This window comes from Ornithinibacillus liuyingii, assembly GCF_055550225.1.
Genome location: NZ_JBPWOS010000002.1, coordinates 243672 through 261517, shown reverse-complemented (window position 1 = coordinate 261517; position 17846 = coordinate 243672). Strand labels below are relative to the sequence as shown.

19 protein-coding genes and 1 other RNA gene are annotated in these 17846 nt (G+C 38.5%); 4 read left to right on the top strand and 16 right to left on the bottom strand.

All coding sequences use genetic code 11. The features are described 5' to 3' along the window. Nucleotides 1–469 precede the first annotated feature (469 nt). The 3 genes from ACSKT4_RS04200 to ACSKT4_RS04190 all read right to left on the bottom strand — a co-directional run bounded on the left by ACSKT4_RS04200 (nucleotide 470) and on the right by ACSKT4_RS04190 (nucleotide 1992). A complete protein-coding gene (locus ACSKT4_RS04200) occupies nucleotides 470–985 on the bottom strand; it encodes a DNA-deoxyinosine glycosylase (RefSeq protein WP_186869245.1) in 516 nt (171 codons plus the stop codon). A 4-nt stretch (nucleotides 986–989) separates the two neighbouring features. Continuing rightward, on the bottom strand, nucleotides 990–1556 hold the full coding sequence (locus tag ACSKT4_RS04195) for a DJ-1/PfpI family protein (protein ID WP_186869244.1): 567 nt from the start codon (nucleotides 1554–1556) through the stop codon (nucleotides 990–992). A gap of 166 nt (nucleotides 1557–1722) precedes the next feature. After that, the gene (locus tag ACSKT4_RS04190; protein ID WP_186869243.1) at nucleotides 1723–1992 is read right to left on the bottom strand and encodes a DUF4190 domain-containing protein; all 270 of its coding nucleotides are present in this window, start codon (nucleotides 1990–1992) and stop codon (nucleotides 1723–1725) included. A 164-nt stretch (nucleotides 1993–2156) separates the two neighbouring features. Here ACSKT4_RS04190 and ACSKT4_RS04185 point away from each other — a divergent pair, with 164 nt between their 5' ends. Together ACSKT4_RS04185 and ACSKT4_RS04180 are read left to right on the top strand one after the other, a co-directional pair. Beyond that, a complete protein-coding gene (locus ACSKT4_RS04185; RefSeq protein ID WP_186869242.1) occupies nucleotides 2157–2738 on the top strand; it encodes a Maf family protein in 582 nt (193 codons plus the stop codon). Nucleotides 2739–2887: 149 nt separating this feature from the next. Beyond that, nucleotides 2888–3361, top strand: coding sequence for a YhfM domain-containing protein (locus ACSKT4_RS04180; RefSeq protein ID WP_186869241.1), 474 nt, complete (start codon nucleotides 2888–2890; stop codon nucleotides 3359–3361). A gap of 58 nt (nucleotides 3362–3419) precedes the next feature. Here the strand turns inward: ACSKT4_RS04180 and ACSKT4_RS04175 are convergent, their stop codons facing one another. The 4 genes from ACSKT4_RS04175 to ACSKT4_RS04160 all read right to left on the bottom strand — a co-directional run bounded on the left by ACSKT4_RS04175 (nucleotide 3420) and on the right by ACSKT4_RS04160 (nucleotide 5881). Then, nucleotides 3420–3848: a GNAT family N-acetyltransferase gene (locus ACSKT4_RS04175; protein WP_255488093.1), complete on the bottom strand. Its 429-nt coding sequence runs from the start codon at nucleotides 3846–3848 to the stop codon at nucleotides 3420–3422. 38 nt (nucleotides 3849–3886) lie between these two features. Then, nucleotides 3887–4429 (bottom strand): DJ-1/PfpI family protein, encoded by a 543-nt coding sequence (locus ACSKT4_RS04170; RefSeq protein WP_186869406.1) that lies wholly within the window; start codon nucleotides 4427–4429, stop codon nucleotides 3887–3889. 19 nt (nucleotides 4430–4448) lie between these two features. Beyond that, nucleotides 4449–5426: an alpha/beta hydrolase gene (locus tag ACSKT4_RS04165; RefSeq protein ID WP_186869240.1), complete on the bottom strand. Its 978-nt coding sequence runs from the start codon at nucleotides 5424–5426 to the stop codon at nucleotides 4449–4451. Between the two features lie 86 nt (nucleotides 5427–5512). Next, a complete protein-coding gene (locus tag ACSKT4_RS04160; protein ID WP_186869239.1) occupies nucleotides 5513–5881 on the bottom strand; it encodes a VOC family protein in 369 nt (122 codons plus the stop codon). A 191-nt stretch (nucleotides 5882–6072) separates the two neighbouring features. Here ACSKT4_RS04160 and ACSKT4_RS04155 point away from each other — a divergent pair, with 191 nt between their 5' ends. After that, nucleotides 6073–6804, top strand: coding sequence for an alpha/beta fold hydrolase (locus ACSKT4_RS04155; protein WP_186869405.1), 732 nt, complete (start codon nucleotides 6073–6075; stop codon nucleotides 6802–6804). Between the two features lie 50 nt (nucleotides 6805–6854). On the opposite strand, the gene ssrS is transcribed toward ACSKT4_RS04155, so the two are convergent. The 4 genes from ssrS to ACSKT4_RS04135 form a co-directional block, all read right to left on the bottom strand. Continuing rightward, nucleotides 6855–7041: non-coding RNA, 6S RNA (gene ssrS, locus ACSKT4_RS04150), on the bottom strand. A gap of 84 nt (nucleotides 7042–7125) precedes the next feature. Beyond that, a complete protein-coding gene (locus ACSKT4_RS04145) occupies nucleotides 7126–7380 on the bottom strand; it encodes a sigma-G-dependent sporulation-specific acid-soluble spore protein CsgA (protein ID WP_222618997.1) in 255 nt (84 codons plus the stop codon). Between the two features lie 11 nt (nucleotides 7381–7391). Beyond that, nucleotides 7392–7532, bottom strand: a complete 141-nt coding sequence (locus tag ACSKT4_RS04140) for a small, acid-soluble spore protein L (RefSeq protein WP_186869238.1) — start codon at nucleotides 7530–7532, stop codon at nucleotides 7392–7394. A 330-nt stretch (nucleotides 7533–7862) separates the two neighbouring features. After that, nucleotides 7863–9473: an acyl-CoA synthetase gene (locus ACSKT4_RS04135; RefSeq protein ID WP_465822866.1), complete on the bottom strand. Its 1611-nt coding sequence runs from the start codon at nucleotides 9471–9473 to the stop codon at nucleotides 7863–7865. A 523-nt stretch (nucleotides 9474–9996) separates the two neighbouring features. Here ACSKT4_RS04135 and ACSKT4_RS04130 point away from each other — a divergent pair. Next, a complete protein-coding gene (locus ACSKT4_RS04130) occupies nucleotides 9997–10497 on the top strand; it encodes a spore coat protein (RefSeq protein ID WP_281413781.1) in 501 nt (166 codons plus the stop codon). Between the two features lie 39 nt (nucleotides 10498–10536). On the opposite strand, the gene ACSKT4_RS04125 is transcribed toward ACSKT4_RS04130, so the two are convergent. From ACSKT4_RS04125 to ACSKT4_RS04105, 5 genes are all read right to left on the bottom strand, one after another. Continuing rightward, nucleotides 10537–11004, bottom strand: coding sequence for an RDD family protein (locus ACSKT4_RS04125; RefSeq protein ID WP_186869236.1), 468 nt, complete (start codon nucleotides 11002–11004; stop codon nucleotides 10537–10539). Between the two features lie 12 nt (nucleotides 11005–11016). Next, a complete protein-coding gene (gene sppA / locus ACSKT4_RS04120; RefSeq protein ID WP_186869235.1) occupies nucleotides 11017–12009 on the bottom strand; it encodes a signal peptide peptidase SppA in 993 nt (330 codons plus the stop codon). Between the two features lie 169 nt (nucleotides 12010–12178). After that, the gene (locus ACSKT4_RS04115; RefSeq protein ID WP_186869234.1) at nucleotides 12179–12796 is read right to left on the bottom strand and encodes a 3'-5' exonuclease; all 618 of its coding nucleotides are present in this window, start codon (nucleotides 12794–12796) and stop codon (nucleotides 12179–12181) included. Nucleotides 12797–12882: 86 nt separating this feature from the next. Further along, nucleotides 12883–13659 (bottom strand): Cof-type HAD-IIB family hydrolase, encoded by a 777-nt coding sequence (locus ACSKT4_RS04110; protein ID WP_186869233.1) that lies wholly within the window; start codon nucleotides 13657–13659, stop codon nucleotides 12883–12885. A 587-nt stretch (nucleotides 13660–14246) separates the two neighbouring features. Beyond that, on the bottom strand, nucleotides 14247–17702 hold the full coding sequence (locus tag ACSKT4_RS04105; protein ID WP_465822864.1) for a hypothetical protein: 3456 nt from the start codon (nucleotides 17700–17702) through the stop codon (nucleotides 14247–14249). Nucleotides 17703–17846: the final 144 nt, after the last annotated feature.

Sequence of the window (17846 nt, the reverse complement as noted above, 5' to 3'; positions counted from 1 at the left end):
ATAATCGACAATTCATAGGTATTTTGCCACAACAAACTAAATTCTAAGAATATTTTACCATTTCGTAATTATCGCGATACGAGAGCCCTTCCGATGTAGTATAATGAGGGGGACAATACGCTAGGCGTGAGACGATCAGAATATTGGAGTTACTAACGGCGGCTTCATAAAAAATTCCCCAGGAAAGGGGCTGAAGCTTGTGATTCCAATTGAAAAAACTCTTGAGTTAATGTTAATGTTCTCAACACTAGTATTGTTAGTTGTGAACAGTCGTGAAAAAAAGTAATCACCCTGTCACTTTGTAAGGAACCAGGATAATTACCTTTTTCACCAAGATAGGAAGTCGCCGCAGCCTACGCAATTGTCTGAGTCGTAAGTTGCCGCTTACGACTCTCCCCTCTTTAGCTACGACACTCCCAAAGTCAATTATACAGAATGAGATATGCTACGCACAACACTTTTTTGAAAATTACGTTTTTTCCTCAAGATAAGCAATGATTTGCTTCCATTCTTCCATCTTTTCATGCAATTGTTTATTATAACGACCAGGAACCGGGCTAGTAGAAGGTAGTTTGATTACTGGGATATTCGATAAAGACTCTGGAGAAAAGTACTTCTTTAACGTGTTAAATGACTTGGTACCATTACATGCCATTAACTGTAAGGAAGGATATGCTTGAATGAGACCTGGAAGATCATTAGGCTCCTCACCATGAATCGATGAATCTAAGCTCCCTTCTCGATAACAAGCACCAATTGCATCCCAAAGCGCAATATGCTTCTCCCTAAGAAAGGTCAGTTTATCCGCATAGCTAGAATCTGGATTTCCATCAAACAAACCGTAGATTATCTTCCAAAAATGATTACGAGGGTTCCCATAATATTCCTTGCTCTCCAGTGATAAAACACTTGGCATGGAGCCTACAATTAACACCCTAGATGTTTGATTGATAACCGGTGGTAATCCAACAATTTTTTGTGCCATACTGTTATACTTCTCCCTTACAAAATAACCGTGCACTTTCCCGTTGTTCATCATTTCTCCATAATTGTAGCTGATCCATCACCGCTAAGGTAAACTCTGGAAATGCAGTCCCCTTTGCAGTAATAAGACTATCCCGTACTTCTAGTCTTTCACCCGTATATTCCGCATCTGCAAATACGTCCTTAAACACTTCATATGTATTCGGGGTACAAGTGAAAATATTCCCTTTTAATAAACCGGCTTTACCGAGCAGGGTTGCCGACGCACAAATGGCGGCTATCGGTTTTTGAATACTATTTGCTTCCCGGAGAAAGTTCTGGATCCGATTGTCTTCCAACACTTGGGATACACCATCCCCACCAGAAATTAAGATTAAATCATAATCATTAGGGTTTGCATCCGCAATGGCTAGCCCTGGATTGGTTACAATTCCCCCTAGACTTTCAACCGTTTCCCCATCAATTGTTGCTGTGACCACGCAAGCTTTCCCAAGCTTTCTTAAAAAGAATAACGTATGAGCAATTTCAAAATCAGCATACATCGGGTAAGCAAAAAACAAGACTCGAGTCATTCCCATTCCCCCTATTATATGTAATCCAGTATAAAGTAAATATTCTGGATTTTAAATAGCAATTATAGCATATTTACGAAACAATTAGTTCCCCTATCTTAGCAAATGGCTATATCACGATAAACTAAAAAAGAGATCATCGTTACGATAACGTGATCTCTCGCTTTTAGTAATAGGATACAGAAAATAAAGCAATACCAAAGATAATAAAAATAAAAAGAAGACCGTATAATGCAACTCCGATAATGCTAGTTACTAATCCTGCAGTTGCTAGTCCACGCCCACCTTCATGGGTAACAGCAATTTCTTTATAACTACTATTAGCTAAAATAATTCCAATTATACCAAGTATTAGTCCTACATATGGGATTACAATCGATAGTATACCTAGCACTAATGCTGCAACAGCTTTCCCGTTTGTTTGTTGTGTCTCCATTTAGACCCTCCTATTCCTAATTTATTTTAACTGTTTACTAATTTAAATTAACAAAGTTCTTACTATATGTATAGGTATAAATTCTCGTTCCTTTCACAATAAGCATCCAATCTAGTATACTTTTCTATATAATAAATTATGTCAGATGTATACGGAGGAAGTCAATGAACCATTCATTAGTATTAGCATCTACTTCGCCTCGGAGAAAAGAGCTACTAGAACTAGTAAACATTCCATTTGTTATAAGGAAACAGGATGTGGATGAATCTGTCATTCAAACGGACAATCCGGCATTAAGAGCGGAACAGCTTTCCTTACATAAAGCGAAGCATGTGCCATTTATTGATTCGAGTGAGGTAATTTTAACAGCAGACACAGTAGTAGCCTTCGAAGGGAACATTTATGGGAAACCGAATCATCACGAAGAAGCATATGAGATGCTTTCACGTTTAAGCGGGAATGTACATGACGTATATACTGGCGTAACCATCCGCTCACAGGAAAAAGTAGTTTCGTTTGTGGAAAAAACAATGGTAGAATTTTGGCCGTTAACAGAAGGTGAGATCCATGCTTATATCGCAACTAAGGATGTCTATGATAAAGCAGGAGCTTACGGTATCCAAAGTCAAGGTGCTGCTTTAGTGAAGAAAATAAACGGCGACTATTATAACGTGGTAGGATTACCCATTTCGAGAGTCGTACGGGAATTGAGGAAATTTAACATTAACGCTGTGCAAGAAGAGTAGTAAAGATTAATACATTTGCTAAGCATCCAAACGGTGTTTAGTTCTCTATCGTTGTAACAACGAAGAGGACAAGGATGCTATATTTATGAAACATGAAAGAAGTTTTCTCCGTCTTATCAGTAACATTGACTGAGAGGAATGGAGCGTAGATGAAAAAAATAATTTTACTCTTAGGTTTTCCTGTATTGTCGAGTATTCTATCTGGTTGCCAAACAGAAAATAACAGCGCAAATCAAGCAGAAATAATTAATACAGTAATACAACACAAGGATGTTAGTCCTTTAATTTTAAATTCTGACATTGCAACGATTAGTTTTTCAAAAGCAAAAAATGCCAGTCCAATTGTTTTGGAAGAAGCTGAAAAGCTGGAGAAATTAAAGCAAATAATTTCAGGTGCTAAAAAGGAAAAAGCTATCGTAAATATGGCTAACCCTAACTATTATATAGAAGTCATTGATACAAGTAATAACAAGCAACATTTTCATTTATGGATCGGCAAAGAAGGCCAACAAAGCAGCTTGATGAATACAGATGATACACATACAATTTATACTGTATCAGAAGAAATGATGGATACGGTAATGGAATTAATTAATGTAAAATGGAAAAAGAGAAGCTATTAAAACCTAAGTAGTTCCACATTATCAGAACTACTTAATCATAACTGCTTCTCTTTTTATATTATAATTCCTTTTCCAATACAACAACATCCTCTAGGAGGTATTGACTTTTTTGATATGTTTTAATAGCCCGGTCATTATCTTTACCCGTAATTATTTTAATCGATTGGATACCACGGTGTAGAAGCTCTTTTTCCAATAATGAAATCATAGAACTCGCTAATCCCATTCCCCGTGCTGTTTCTTCTACATACATTTCGGTAATTTCTCCAACACTGCTTGGATAACAAAAGGTTTGAAAGCTCTGAGCACATGCAAAGCCCACTACTTGCTCATTTACTACTGCGACTACGACTAATTCATTACCAGCATGCAGGCATTCCTTGATTATTTCAGGATCTATCTTTTCCCCACCATTAAACTGATGATTCAACCGGGAAAGCGCTATCGCATCCTTTACTGTGGCTAATCTAACTTGTTTATTCAGCATCGTATCGCTCCTTGAAATCTCTCAATTGTCTGGACGTACTAGGTATTTCGATACCAATTTTCATTGAAATCAAGATGTAGAGCTTTTCCTAAACAAATCCCAAACTCTATAAAGCCCCTTCCTCTTGCCGTAATCGTATTTCCATCTTGAACCACTACATTATCTGAGTAATTTTCCGTTTCAAAGACACCCAGCTCTCCTAATTTATCCTTGGGTAGTCCTACCGTATATTTCTTTCCTTTTAGAATACCTGCTTTTGCTAATAAATATGGTGAGCTAGATATACTTGCGATTATTGTATCAGCTTTCGCGATTCGCATAATAAAATCTACTACTCTTTGCTCCTCTGCTAATGCCCCAATATCCAGACAGCCAGGTAATAATAAGCTGTCCACTTCATCGATTGTTACATCATAAATAGTTGTATCGGGAATACAAGTTAACCCTGCTTCTCCACTTATTGGCTGATTCGTCATCCCTACGGTTAGCACTGGCTTACTTCCTTGCATAAGTACCGATAATGCTACACTTAGTTCATATTCACTAAATTGTGGATATAAGAGTACCGCAGTTTTTTTCATACTTGGAATCTCCCATCGATCACTCATGGTTCTCATGATTTGTATTTTCTTCTAATGCCTTGTCTAGAAATTGTTGTAAACGATCTTGAAATTCCTCGGTTGCAACATTATAAGCCTTTGTATGTCCAGCATTAGGCACAATCCACAGCTCTTTATCCCCACCAGCAGCTTCAAACAATTCATATGCCATCTCGGTCGGAACTAGCTCATCTGCATCCCCATGTATAATGAATAGGTCTCTCGTATTATTCTTCACCTGGTCAATCGCAGATGCTTCCCCAAAGAAATAACCAGCTCTCACCTTAGTAATCATACTTGTAATATCTAAAATTGGAAACGCTGGAAGATGATATAAGTGCTTTAATTGATGCTTTAGCTCCTCTTTTACTGTCGTATATCCACTATCAGCAACAATTCCTTTTACTTCATCAGGAAGCTCTTCTCCACTAGTCATGAGAACTAGGGACGCCCCCATGGAATTACCATGTAAAACGATTTGCTCTGCTCCATACTGTTCTACTAATAAGTTAATCCACTGCACATAATCTAACCGGTCATGCCAGCCATATCCCACATAATCGCCTTCACTTTCCCCGTGACCTCTCGCATCTGGCAATAATACATCAAAGCCTTGATCATAATAAAACTTGACCAAATCATCCATATGATCTCGATTCCCACGATAACCATGAGCAAGAATGACCGCTTTTCCAGTTTTCCTATCGTTTTCTAGGTAACCGGCTTTTAATACCAACTCATCATAGGATGTGATTTGCAAGACTTCTTGTTCCTGCTCTGCATACCACTTCTCCGCTTCTTCTAAAATAGCCAACGCTGTTTCACTTGCACTTGCATTCACACTTTCAGGCTCACTATGTAATTCGATATCGGTACCTCGTTTAATCCCTTCACTATAGAAATAATTCCCACCTACTAGTAAACCAATCACTACAATCCCAACAATACTGCCCAACGCAATACTTATTTTTCTCTTCAATTGAAATCCCCCTGAAATGATATTTTTCTTACAATTTTACCATGAAGAAGGGGTTTCTCCCTATTAAAAGGAGAAACCCCTTACTTTTAAATCCATTCAAGAAATTCTAATCGGTTCCCAAAAGGGTCATCTAAATAGAATCTGTTTGCACCTGGCAAATGGTCATCCACGATATATGCTCTATTTTTCTGATCGAGATAATGCTTCATCGCTTCAATATTCTTTACACGAATGGCGGGATGTGCCTTTCGTGCAGGCAAAAACGGCTCTTCTATCCCAATATGAAGATGAATCATACCATTGGTGAACCAAACACCACCCCGGCCCTTTAAGTTATCAGGCTTTTCTACCTCTGAAAATCCTAGTAAATCTCGATAAAACAATCGAGCCTTCTCTTCTCCACCTTTAGGAGCTGCTAACTGCACATGATCAAGCTGCTCATAGTGAAAATCCATACCAATCCCTCCCCTCCATACTTTCATCATAAATAATATGAAGAATAATTAAAAATACATAAAGCAAATACTTTTTGAAAACATTTACTTATACCCTTATTTTTGAATTATGTTAAAATTTACTTAGTATCGCAGTGAGGAGATGAAGTCATTTGAATTATAAAGAATATTATGTAGAGAATTCCCCACTAATGATGTTTCTTCATGGTGGAGGAGTAAGTGGATGGATGTGGGACGAGCAAGTGAAATATTTTACTACAAAGTACCATTGCTTAGTTCCAGACTTACCAGGGCATGGCAAGAGCAAACACGATTCGTTTTCTATAGATGATAGTGCGCAGAGGCTCATACAATTAATTAATGAAAAAAAGAACGATAAACCAATCATTGTAATTGGCTTTTCACTAGGTGCACAAGTTCTTGTCAGAATGCTTAGCATACAACCCCACTTAATTAACTATGCCATAATAAACAGTGCTTTAACGAAGCCAATGCCCTATAGCGCTAAGCTAACAATGCCTCTCTTTAAGCTATCCTTTCCTCTAGTAAAGTGGAAATCATTCGCTAAGCTCCAAGCAAAAGTATTATACATAAAAGAAAATCAATTGGATCTATACTATCAAGATAGTTCAGAAACTAGTCTTCATACCTTTATTCAAGTGATGCAAGAAAATATGTCCTTTAGTATCCCTAATGATTTTTATAAGGCTGGCGGAAAAATATTAGTTACGGTTGGTGAAAAGGAAAAGAAAATCATGCGCAAATCTGCAAGTGAATTAACCCATGCCAATCCAAATGCTACCGGAATTGTAATTCCTAAAATTGGCCACGGCATCTCTTTAGCAGACCCGACATTCTTTAATCATTTAATTGACGATTGGATTACAAAGCAGATTTTACCCAACCGTGTCACCATTATTTAAAAGCAAAATGACCAGCCTCCTCTCGGAAACTGGTCAGTTAATTGGCATATTCAGCAGCCACAAATGCCGTATTTGTAATAAAAAGTTTTAAACCACCACTTCACTAAGTGGGTGTTTGCAGAAACCTTCCTGTCTTCCGCTACACTATGGCGGCTCGACATTAGAGCTTCAATGTAAAACTCCCTATTATCTATTTAGAGGTTAAAACTTAGTAAAATACGTACATCGTAGCTTGTGTAATTATATTACTACGTTCACGATGAATAATCAATGTCAATATCATCCAATTGAACAAAAATAGGCTTAAACTCCTAGCATATTTTAAAAGATTAATTCATATACTTCGCGAAGTTGTTGCACACGAATATCATCTTGAACATTTTCAGCATAATTAATTTCACGTTCCAGTATTTGATCTAAATACTGGATCTCCTTATCATCTAAATCATCAACAAATGCTCTTTCGTTTTGATACTGATTATGCTTTAGTTTTTGATAAATAGACTGACTTAGCTCGCTTTCTTCATAGTTAGATACTGATTCAAGTAAGTACTTTAATGTATGGTCGATTGTCATCACCTGCTTTATTAAATCTTCGTATTCTTCTTCTTTGTCCGATCTTCCAATACAGATTTAGGACGGTGATTGGCAGTTTCCTCAGTCAATCCTTGTGGGTTAACACTTGATGTAACACGCTTTTTACTCCAGTTATCACTTTTTTCTGGCATAAAGGACACCTCCACTAGGTAGTATTTCTAAATTGTTGGGTTTTATCCTACTTGAGGGTGGAGATATTAAGTAGGGAGATGCAGGTTGCTTTAGGGTGGGGTATCTGCTTGGAGGGGTGGGTGCTTCTCTCTTTAGTTTGAGTTCATCTGCTTCTCGGGCGGGCGCATCTTCTCTGGTTTGGGCTCATCTGCTTCCGAGGTGGGTGCATCTTTCTCTGGTTTGGGCTCATCTGCTTCCCAACCGGGCGCATCTGCTTTCAAATCAATTTTACTAATGGACACCACAAAAAAAGCACAGCCATTAACTATAGCTATGCTTTGAAATAACCATTACTCTGCTCCTAGTCCCTCATACTCTTTCCGTAATTCGCGTTTCAATACTTTTCCACTTGGATTTTTTGGTAATCCTTCTGTAAAAGCAACATATTTTGGTACTTTAAATTTGGATAGCTTAGAACGGCAAAATTCAATAACCGATTCCTCGGTAAGTCTTGCCCCTTCTTTTGGAACAATAATGGCTGTTACTGCTTCTATCCAATATTTATCTGATATACCAATAACAGCAACTTCGGAAACACCTTCAAGTTGATAGATCATCTCTTCAACTTCCCGGCTAGAAACATTGACACCGCCTGTATTAATCATATCTTTTTTTCGGTCAATAATCGTTATATAACCTTCCTCATCCATCACACCAAGGTCGCCACTATGAAACCACCCACCACGGAATGCTTCTGCAGTTTTTTCCGGATCATGTAAGTAGCCTTTCATCGCATGAGGTGTACGATGAACAATTTCACCAATTTCACCACGCGGAACCTCTTGATCATGGTCATCCAGGATTCTTGTTTGGATATTTAGTGAAGGTTTTCCAGCTGATCCAAGTTTACGTAATTGATCTTCTGGTTGTAATGCAGTGGCCAACGGGGCAACTTCTGTCTGTCCATAGAAATTCCAGAAGCGGGCATTGGGTAGTCGTTCTGCCAGTTCCTTTAACACTTCCTTTGGCATAATCGCTGCACCATAATAACACTTCTCCAAGGTAGACAAATCCCGCTTATCAAATTCCGGATGCCTTAGAAGGGCTATCCATACTGTAGGCGGGCAAAAAAGCTGTGTTGCTCCTTCCTTTTCAATTGTTCGTAAAATTATGTCTGGACTTGCTCCATCTAAAATAATCCCACTTGAACCTAAGTATATACTTGGGCCTAAGAAAACATGTAACTGGGCACTATGATACATTGGCAGGGCATGAACCAATACATCCCCCTCATCCATATTCCCATCTATAATGCAACTCACATATTCACTGATGATACTCTTATGTGTAAGCATAACTCCTTTTGGCTTTGACTCCGTGCCACTTGTATATAAAACATGTGCCAAATCATCATCAGACAAATCCGCATCAACAAAATCTGTCGGTTTTCCTTCACGAATATCACGTAACGATGTCCAATCTTCAAACCTTTCGTCTACTATTTCCCCTTCGTCCAAATCCATAATGTATCGAAAAGAGATCTCTCTACCAACCGAAGCATGCTCCAAAATTGCTGCATACTCTTCCGATGCAATTAATCCAGTTACATTAGCGTGATTGATGATAAATGTCACATCATCCTTTGTCAGCATATAATTAATTGGAATCATTACGGCTCCAATTCTTGCAAGGGCAAAATTAACAATCACAAAGTCTAAACTATTCTTAGACATAACGGTTATCATATCGCCCTTTTTCATACCATTTTCCCGGAAAGCATGTGCTGTTTGATTTACGATATTATCTAATTCTTGATAATTCAGTCGTTTATCCCGATAAGCAAGTGCAAATTTTTCCGGCATCCTTTCCCTTGTCCTCGCTAATAAATCTCCTAATGTATTTCTCCGTACACGTTCTAATAATTGTTTCAGTCCATCAAGTACATTTGAATCAGTGCTCATCCTGACAACTCCTCCAAATAGTTTGATGACTTTTCTGTATATAAAATTCTATTAATTATTTTAATTCAGATAATTGTCAGAAGCAATATACTTTACAAAACTTTACCCTAATCGTCTTAATTCGACTTTACGATTAAACTCACGAGTTGTATCAATTTATGTTACTGTGTAGTTCAATAATTTTAGGTGGTTGAATGAAGGGACAGCATCTTAAAAACTCCAGGATAGTGAAATAGAGTTATGTATTTAGGTTGAGTGTATGCTAAAGGGCGCATGTTCCTTTTGTTTGGGCTCATCTCTTTCCGATCAACTAGTTTCCTATGTCCTAGATATTCCTATTGGCTTAATCGATTTCAAACATATGAGAAATCAATGGAAGAAATTAGTGCCTTACCGACTGATCTAATTGATAGAGAAGCCTTCCATTACTAATCATGATATTCGCCTATATTAGGCCTAACAAGCTTCCTCCTCCTCTATACCTGAATATAGTTAAAATGACTACTTACTAGGAGGAAATACGATGGAAACACCTATGGACAGACAGCCTCAGCACTTAGCTTGGCATGAAACACTGGAAATACATGAATTAGTAGCTTTTCAATCAGTAGGATTAATGAAATTAAAAAAGGCAATTGGGAGTGTTGAAGACCCACGACTTCGGACGCTATACCAGAACACGATTCAAGGCTTAGAAAGAAATCTTCGAGAACTTCTGCAATTTTATGCTCTGGCACCGCGAGCTGATCAAAGCAGTCATCACGAATTAGATACGGGATTCTATGCTGGGGATCTTCTAGCATTCGCGAAAACCTCAGTTCGCAACTATGCCATTGCCATTACAGAAACCGCAACACCAGCAGTACGAGAAACATTAGCGAGACACCTACAAAACGCGATAAAAACTCACGCCGATGTATTTTATTTCATGTATGAAAATAGTTTTTACCCTTCATATGACATCGAAAGGCTTTTAGAAAATGATATGGTGAACGCCACAAAAGCAATAGAAATGGATTATTAAAAATGGAAAGAGACACGGGATTATCCCCCGTGTCTCTCATTACCTATCAAAAACCACTCTCGTACTTGCAATCATATCATGTAATCCTTGTTTTTCTTCGGTGAAACCAACAATAATATAGAGAACCATTAGGATGGAAAACACACGATAAATAAATCGTCCAATGACCTCCCTGAAAAAGACGTCGCTCCATTTGAGAGATTGTTCATCCTCACGAATTACTCTAATTCCTAAGATCATCTTTCCTATTGTTTGCCCAAAAAATTTCGTCATGAATAGAAAATAGGCAAAGTAGACAATCGAAGCTATTAACCCTGTTACAGTCCATAATCCAATACTAATGGCAATTCCATCATTCACAAATTTAAAAGGAGACAGCAGAATACCATTCAAACTGGAGATAACCACTATATCTAAGACATATGCCCAAAACCGCATCCAAAAGCCGGCAAAACGTTGCTCCGAACTTGATGCAGCATGTTGATAACTTAAACTTGCTTCGCTCATCGTTGGCCCTCCTTAATTTGAGTATAGGTACATTGCTCTTGGTGTATTTGATTCCTGGACTATCTGTAGCATGTTAACCAATTCCTGATCTTTACCAAATAAGCTTTGAACAGACATTCCTAAAAATTGCTCAAAACCAACAGCATTATTATATCGAACCACTTTTGCATTCGTTAGCCCTAGATCTTCCTTCATAATTTCAATTGTATCCTCTAGCGTTCCAAGCTCATCAACTAATCCATTTTCTTTTGCTTGGCTACCAGTGTACACGCGACCATCACCAAGCTCCCGAACTTGATTTTCTGACATATCCCTACCGTCCACAATCACCTGAACAAAGTCGGCATACATATCATCAATCATTGCCTGCAATAGTTTTCTTTCATCATCCGTCATTTCACGGAAAGTAGACATGATATCCTTGTACTCACCACTTTTAATAGTATTAAATTCAATGCCAAGTTTATCTGTTAAACCAGACAGATCATACCCTTGCATGATGACACCAATTGAACCAGTCAAGGTCGCTGGATGAGCAAAGATTTTATCTGCAGGTGCTGAAATGTAATAGCCACCAGATGCAGCCGTATTACCCATTGATACATAAACAGGCTTTTCTGTTTCTTCTTGGATCTCTACGATTTTATCATGTATTTCCGCGCTCTCTACGACTCCACCACCAGGTGTATTTACACGAAGAATGATACCATCGACACTAGGGTCACTGCCAGCCTCTTCAATCATTTCTAAAAATTTACGATGGTTATAGGATGTAGTATTTAAAAGCGTACTTGGTGTTGTATCTTGAATCACACCATCTAGCTGTAATACTACAATTTTTCCATTTGTTCCTGTTTCCACTACCTCTTCTTTAAATTTACTCTCCGGAAAAGCAAACAACTGTTCAAAATTTGTACTTGCAACACTTGTTACGAGCTGAAATCCTATGGAAAGGATAAATAATACAACTGCCACAAGTAGCGCAAACCAGCGTTTCTTATTCATGAAAAAACCTCCTGTTATTACCAAATTATGTTTAACAAAAGAATACACTATTTGAGTTTGGATATCTAATTATTGCGCAATGAATACTGTTAAAATAAACTTCATAAATTTTGCATAATAAAAAAGAAGATACAGCGACTGTTTAGCTGTATCTCCCCTAGTAGTTTATCTAAAAATATAAGGTTGTAGGTTTTTTCTTTTGTGTCCGTTTCACTTTCGGCGGGTAATATCCTCTCTCAAAAATTCTACCCTTTGTAATCTGACATTGCTTCAAAAAGGCTTCAATTGAATTGGATTCTACGGATTCCATTGCTTTTTGCATCACCTTTGCCGCTACACGTGCATCCTCTAATGCATTATGGTGATTTAAAGCGAAGCCATGATGAGCTGCCAGTGTGTTTAACTTATGATTTTCTAGCTCTGGCCAGACGTACTTGGCAATGTTTGCTGTACAAAGATAATCTAATTCCGGATATGTCATGCTGTCTCTATCCAATGATTGGCGAATGACACTCATATCAAAGCTTGCATTATGTGCGACAACCAGATTACCTGATAAGTAGGTTTCTAATGTTGGCCAAATCTCAGAGAACGTCCTAGCATCCAATACATCTTCTTCTACAATACCGTGTACACGTATATTAAATGGATTAAAATAAGTTTCCGGATTGATTAAACTATAATATTCATCTAGTATTTCCTTCTCATCGGCAATCACAATCCCGACGGCACAAGGACTATGACGCTTTTCATTCGCTGTCTCAAAATCGATCGATACAAAATTCATTTTAGACATTCCTTTATTTATAACGTTACACCTATCATAACATGGTAAGCATCTTACTGTAATATAAAATAATACAGTACTCTCACTTATAACAATCCCACCATTTTCAACCCATGTAGAATTCCATCTTCATCAACAGACTTGGTCACATATTTTGCAGCGTTCTTGGCTTCTTCCACTCCATTTCCCATTGCTACACTATTAGGAATTTTGGTAAGCATTTCTACATCATTTAACCCATCACCAAATGCATATCTATTTTCCTCAGGAATATGTAATTTCTCCATTACTTTTTCAATTCCATATGCTTTCGATCCACCTTTTGGCAATACATCGGTACTGAGGCGATGCCAGCGGACAAAGTCAAACTCTGGGAAAGCATCTATATACTGCTGCTCTTCCTCTTCCACACAGAATAAAAGTGATTGAAAAATAGCATTATCCTCATAGTAATGTGGATTATAACTAGGTAAGCCTATTTTTAATTCACTAATACTTTCCGTTATATGTGGATGTTCTGGAACATTAGCATTCATACCGTCAGGATCCATAAAGAGAACTGGATGCCCATTAGCTAAAGCTTGGTCGGTCAGGTTCTTTAATGTGGGCATCTGTAAAGAGTTGGTGTAGACTTCCTCTCCTTCGACCACGACATATTGCCCGTTATAGCTAACATACGTGTTGATCCCTAATTCGTTCAGTAGATTTTTAAACATAAATGGTCCACGCCCCGTTGCAATGGCGACAATATGCCCTTTTCTTTGTAACTCCTGAATTGCTTCCTTCGTCGAACGTGGTAATTTCTTATCGTGATCTAATAATGTACCGTCTATATCAAAAAATACAATACTCTGTTGGGACATGGTGATAGATCTCCTTTTAAGTGAATTTTTATTCTACCTTCATTCTAACCATTGAAAGGCTTTACAAGTCAACAAATATAAAGAAGCTAGGGGTTAGCCTAGCTTGGGTTTGGTAATCTTGTGTGGGGGATGGGAGTTTTCGTGTGACTTCAGGGGTTTTCGCGCGACCTCTCGGGATTTTCGCGCGGACTCTGGGTTCTCGCGCGACTTCTCGGGATCTTCGCGCGACTTCTTGGGATTCTCGCGTGACTTCTTGAGATTCTCGCGCGACTTCTTGAGATTCTCGCGCGACTTCTGGGATTCCCACGCGACCTCTCGGGATTTTCGCGCGACTTCCGGGGATTTCCGCGCGGCTTCTCGAGATTTTCGCGCGATCTCTCGGGATCTTCGCGCGACTTTTTGAGATTTTCGCGCGGACTCTGGGTTCTCGCGCGGCTTCTTGGCATTCTCGCGCGATTCCTTGACATTCTCATGCGACTTCCGGGCATTCCCACGCGAACTACGGAGATTCCCACACCCAACCCCCCGTAAAATCCCGCACCCTACCTAACAGCTAACCAACACTCCCTCACTAAACTTTAAAAATATTAATCCCACTTCTTCATCCGCTCGATCACATGCTTCTTAAATTTTGTTACGAGTGTCTTTTTTCCTTCTGATGATTTCTGCTTTTGCCATTCATTATAGCTAGCAATGGCAATTAAAATAGATCCAGCGATTAATAGATAACCCCACCATGGTAGGTTACCCCAATATGGTCTCGTTTGCATTAGCACGTTGAATAAGAGTACACCTGCACCTACAAAGAAGAAGGACTTTATTTGATAGATCATGCCTGCAATAAGTGATGCCAAGGATAGTGCCCCGATGATTAATGCATCATATATTGTGTTGCTCGCTAAGCCATCCTGCACTAGTAAAAGTGCTACGATGACTAGTACGGCCCACTGAATATAGCTCGCTAATTCTTTCTTTTCCTTCAGGACGTATTTTCTTAGAACAATAACAACTAAGATCCAAGGTAGTACATAGAATTCTCTTTCGAATAATGGCGCGATTTCTATGTGACCTAACAGTGCATAATATGGTTGTAATGCAAAGACAAAAGCAGCAAATGTGATCCATGTAGCAGAAATGTCTGCCACACGGTTTCGATTAAGTAATAATCCAGTGACGATTAAGACACCTGGAAGAAGCTTGAAAGCTAACTGATCAGTGAAAATGCTAAATTGATATACATTAAGGCATGCAAGGAATCCTATGAGCGTATACCAATCTAGTTTAAATTGTTTTGTCTCTAATTGATAAAGGGTTTGATAGATTATCCGGCCGACTATCAATCCCACCACTGCAAATGAAGCATAGATGTATGGCTTATATGCTAGCATCTCGGGTGTATTTCCGAAATTAATCGTCCCTACGTATAGCAATAATAATGGGAGAATGGTTAATATATCCCATCTCATACCGTGTAACACGTACATGACAAGCGCTCCATATAATAGGGCAATTCCAAACGAGATAGCATCATGTGAATAGCTCATCACAAAACCGAAGATACCAATACTAGAGAACGGGATAAAATAATAGGCGATTCGTTTTTTCCATTCGCTATCCCCAATCATCCAACCTACAAACAACAACAGACTAACGATGAAATATGTGTAAACATATTCGAGATTCCAATCCCATTTGGAAAAGGCTAATTGAAGGGAAATCCAGAACGTCGTCCAGCCTGCATAGAAAAATGTTTTCCGTTGCCATTCCTTCTTAACCAATTTAACGGTAATCCCATAGATAGCCGTTGCTAGTAGAAATGCCCATAATGCATCCACTCCATTAAAAATGCTCGTAAGAATTAACGCTAATGGCAAGTAAATTTGCCCCACCCAGTGAAAAGCTCGTTGCAAAAGTGAATCCTTTTTGCCAATAATAAACCCAACACCTAGTAGCAATAAGGTTCCTAATAAAAATTCAAACCATTCGAACACTTCCGGTGTCGTGGCTATCCTCTCATGAATAACATTAAGAAGATAGAAATAGAACAATAGAGAAATGCTGGCAAGGACATATGGGATAGCAGTCCAGCTTGTTTTCCGGTATAACAAATAAGCCATTGCTATTCCACCCAATGTAATCAACGCACTAGTCACAGGCTCCAGCGTTAAGCTACCTAGCATACCAATTCCATAGAAGATTTGGGCAAGATAAAAACTACTCTCTGCGAACTTCTTCTGATTTATCGTTTTCCAACTATAGCTACCGGCTAAAACGACTATACTACCGAGTACGATTCCCATGGTTAGAAAGGCATCCTCAAAGTACGGTGCATCTTGTTGTGCAACATAACTATACAAAACGGTAACAGCTAATCCTAATGCTACCCCATGCAACCATGGTGCCATCTGTACCAAATGCGTACGTTTTTCATACTTGTTCATGACAACCGCCAACACAGCAATGAAGAATAGCATAATACTTAGCTCGAGGCTCTCGAACATAACATAGCTAGCGAATAAACAGAAAATCATCGCAATACTACTCACATCACGCGTACTATTCTTCATTGGCTGCCAAAGTGATACGTTTACGAGACAACCACCCATCATATATAAAAGATAGGCTAATATAAATCCAGGAAGAATAATAGATTCATAACCAATCCACTCTTGACCTAGTAAAGTATGCTGATACAAGGCACTTACTAAGAAAATAGGACTTAAATAATGAAATAGCTTATTCGTAACAAGTGAAGCTAGGTAAGCAAAATGTAGCGCAATAATGACATAGGCAATGAATAAAACCAGTGAGCCCTCGCCCGCACTTATCATAAGCCCTTCAAAGGTAATATATATAAATGCTAGAGCTGAAACAACCACACTAGTAACTTGAAATACTTTCTGTAAAGATCCTGCATCCTTCATCAGCTTTGGTAAAACGATGAAAAATACCCCTAACAATGCATAAGCTATTTCGCCAACACCTGCCAATATTGAGTTTTCCACTAGCTGGTAGGCACCATAAATGACCATAGCAGTAAACACGAAATGATAGGATTGATGCTTCGTAACAAATATCATCGAAAAGTAGATGACTGCAGTTAATAATAAATTAAAGCTATACATCCATGCTTGATCATAGAACATGAGCATGAGTAAGGTAGATAGGATGAGATTTGCTTGTATAAATGGAATGAATTCCATGATAAAAGGCTTTAATCGCTTCTTCTCCTTTAGCAACCGATATCCGACTATTAAAGTGGCATTATATAACATGATTCCTAGATAAAAAACATCTACCGGTACGTTTAGCGCTGCCAGCAAAAGACCGGCGAACACACTGATTGCTATATACGAAAACCAGACAAAAAGACGGGATGATCGCTTCAAAGCAAAGTAAGCATATATGGGGAGAATGAATAAGGTGCCGATTGCCCCAAATAAAAATTTCCCCTCTCCATAAAAGGAGAAATAACTTCCAAATAGCTCAAAGTAGCCTACGGATACAACGATAATTGGTAAAAACAAGCTACCTAACACAAGAAATGCAAATGCTGTTTTCGTTATACGGAGAATACGACTAGTTAAGCCTGCCAATCCATAAAACAAAATAGCAACCGTTGAGATTAGTCCTGTTTTAGCCCAAGCACCAAGTGTATCCCATGTACTCGTTGCAAGAACTAATCCCCCTAAAAGTAATAGGATCACACCGAGATTCAAGCCCCAGGTAATATTGCGATCCCTCACCTGTTTATCTGATAACGTCTTCTTCTCCTTCCTAATCGGCTTCGTTTGAACAGCTTCTTTTTTCGGCGCTAAGCTTGTAGGTTGAGGTGTGATGGTGACTGCTGGTTCTTTCTTTGACTGTTCCTGCTTTACCGTTTCCTGCCTGATTTGGTTCACTCGTGATATATTTTGATAATATTTAGAATGTGCATGAACAATTTTGGCTGCGACATTCATATTGATGTATCGCGCCTTCACTAATTGATGAAGTTCCTCGCGAACGATTTCTCTCTTTTCATCCGGACTAAGTTGTGTCATAGAACACCCACCTTTTGATTTCGATATACTCATCATACCAATAACAACAAATGGAATCATTATAATTTTTTAATATATAGAAAATTATAGCTTGACATGCTCTTTGGAGCGATGTAGAGTGAATAGTAACAATTAAATGACCGA

Bases quoted from the DNA above. Each gene is read 5' to 3' on its own strand.
- ACSKT4_RS04135 (WP_465822866.1), bottom strand. From the start codon at position 9,473: ATGAGCACTGATTCAAATGTACTTGATGGACTGAAACAATTATTAGAA.
- ACSKT4_RS04145 (WP_222618997.1), bottom strand. From the start codon at position 7,380: ATGACAATCGACCATACATTAAAGTACTTACTTGAATCAGTATCTAAC.
- ACSKT4_RS04155 (WP_186869405.1), top strand. From the start codon at position 6,073: ATGATGTTTCTTCATGGTGGAGGAGTAAGTGGATGGATGTGGGACGAG.
- ACSKT4_RS04195 (WP_186869244.1), bottom strand. From the start codon at position 1,556: ATGACTCGAGTCTTGTTTTTTGCTTACCCGATGTATGCTGATTTTGAA.
- ACSKT4_RS04200 (WP_186869245.1), bottom strand. From the start codon at position 985: ATGGCACAAAAAATTGTTGGATTACCACCGGTTATCAATCAAACATCT.
- ACSKT4_RS04180 (WP_186869241.1), top strand. From the start codon at position 2,888: ATGAAAAAAATAATTTTACTCTTAGGTTTTCCTGTATTGTCGAGTATT.
- ACSKT4_RS04190 (WP_186869243.1), bottom strand. From the start codon at position 1,992: ATGGAGACACAACAAACAAACGGGAAAGCTGTTGCAGCATTAGTGCTA.
- ACSKT4_RS04115 (WP_186869234.1), bottom strand. From the start codon at position 12,796: ATGAATTTTGTATCGATCGATTTTGAGACAGCGAATGAAAAGCGTCAT.
- ACSKT4_RS04140 (WP_186869238.1), bottom strand. From the start codon at position 7,532: ATGCCAGAAAAAAGTGATAACTGGAGTAAAAAGCGTGTTACATCAAGT.
- ACSKT4_RS04105 (WP_465822864.1), bottom strand. From the start codon at position 17,702: ATGACACAACTTAGTCCGGATGAAAAGAGAGAAATCGTTCGCGAGGAA.
- ACSKT4_RS04185 (WP_186869242.1), top strand. From the start codon at position 2,157: ATGAACCATTCATTAGTATTAGCATCTACTTCGCCTCGGAGAAAAGAG.
- ACSKT4_RS04175 (WP_255488093.1), bottom strand. From the start codon at position 3,848: ATGCTGAATAAACAAGTTAGATTAGCCACAGTAAAGGATGCGATAGCG.
- ACSKT4_RS04170 (WP_186869406.1), bottom strand. From the start codon at position 4,429: ATGAAAAAAACTGCGGTACTCTTATATCCACAATTTAGTGAATATGAA.
- sppA (WP_186869235.1), bottom strand. From the start codon at position 12,009: ATGAATAAGAAACGCTGGTTTGCGCTACTTGTGGCAGTTGTATTATTT.
- ACSKT4_RS04130 (WP_281413781.1), top strand. From the start codon at position 9,997: ATGGAAACACCTATGGACAGACAGCCTCAGCACTTAGCTTGGCATGAA.
- ACSKT4_RS04125 (WP_186869236.1), bottom strand. From the start codon at position 11,004: ATGAGCGAAGCAAGTTTAAGTTATCAACATGCTGCATCAAGTTCGGAG.
- ACSKT4_RS04160 (WP_186869239.1), bottom strand. From the start codon at position 5,881: ATGGATTTTCACTATGAGCAGCTTGATCATGTGCAGTTAGCAGCTCCT.
- ACSKT4_RS04110 (WP_186869233.1), bottom strand. From the start codon at position 13,659: ATGTCCCAACAGAGTATTGTATTTTTTGATATAGACGGTACATTATTA.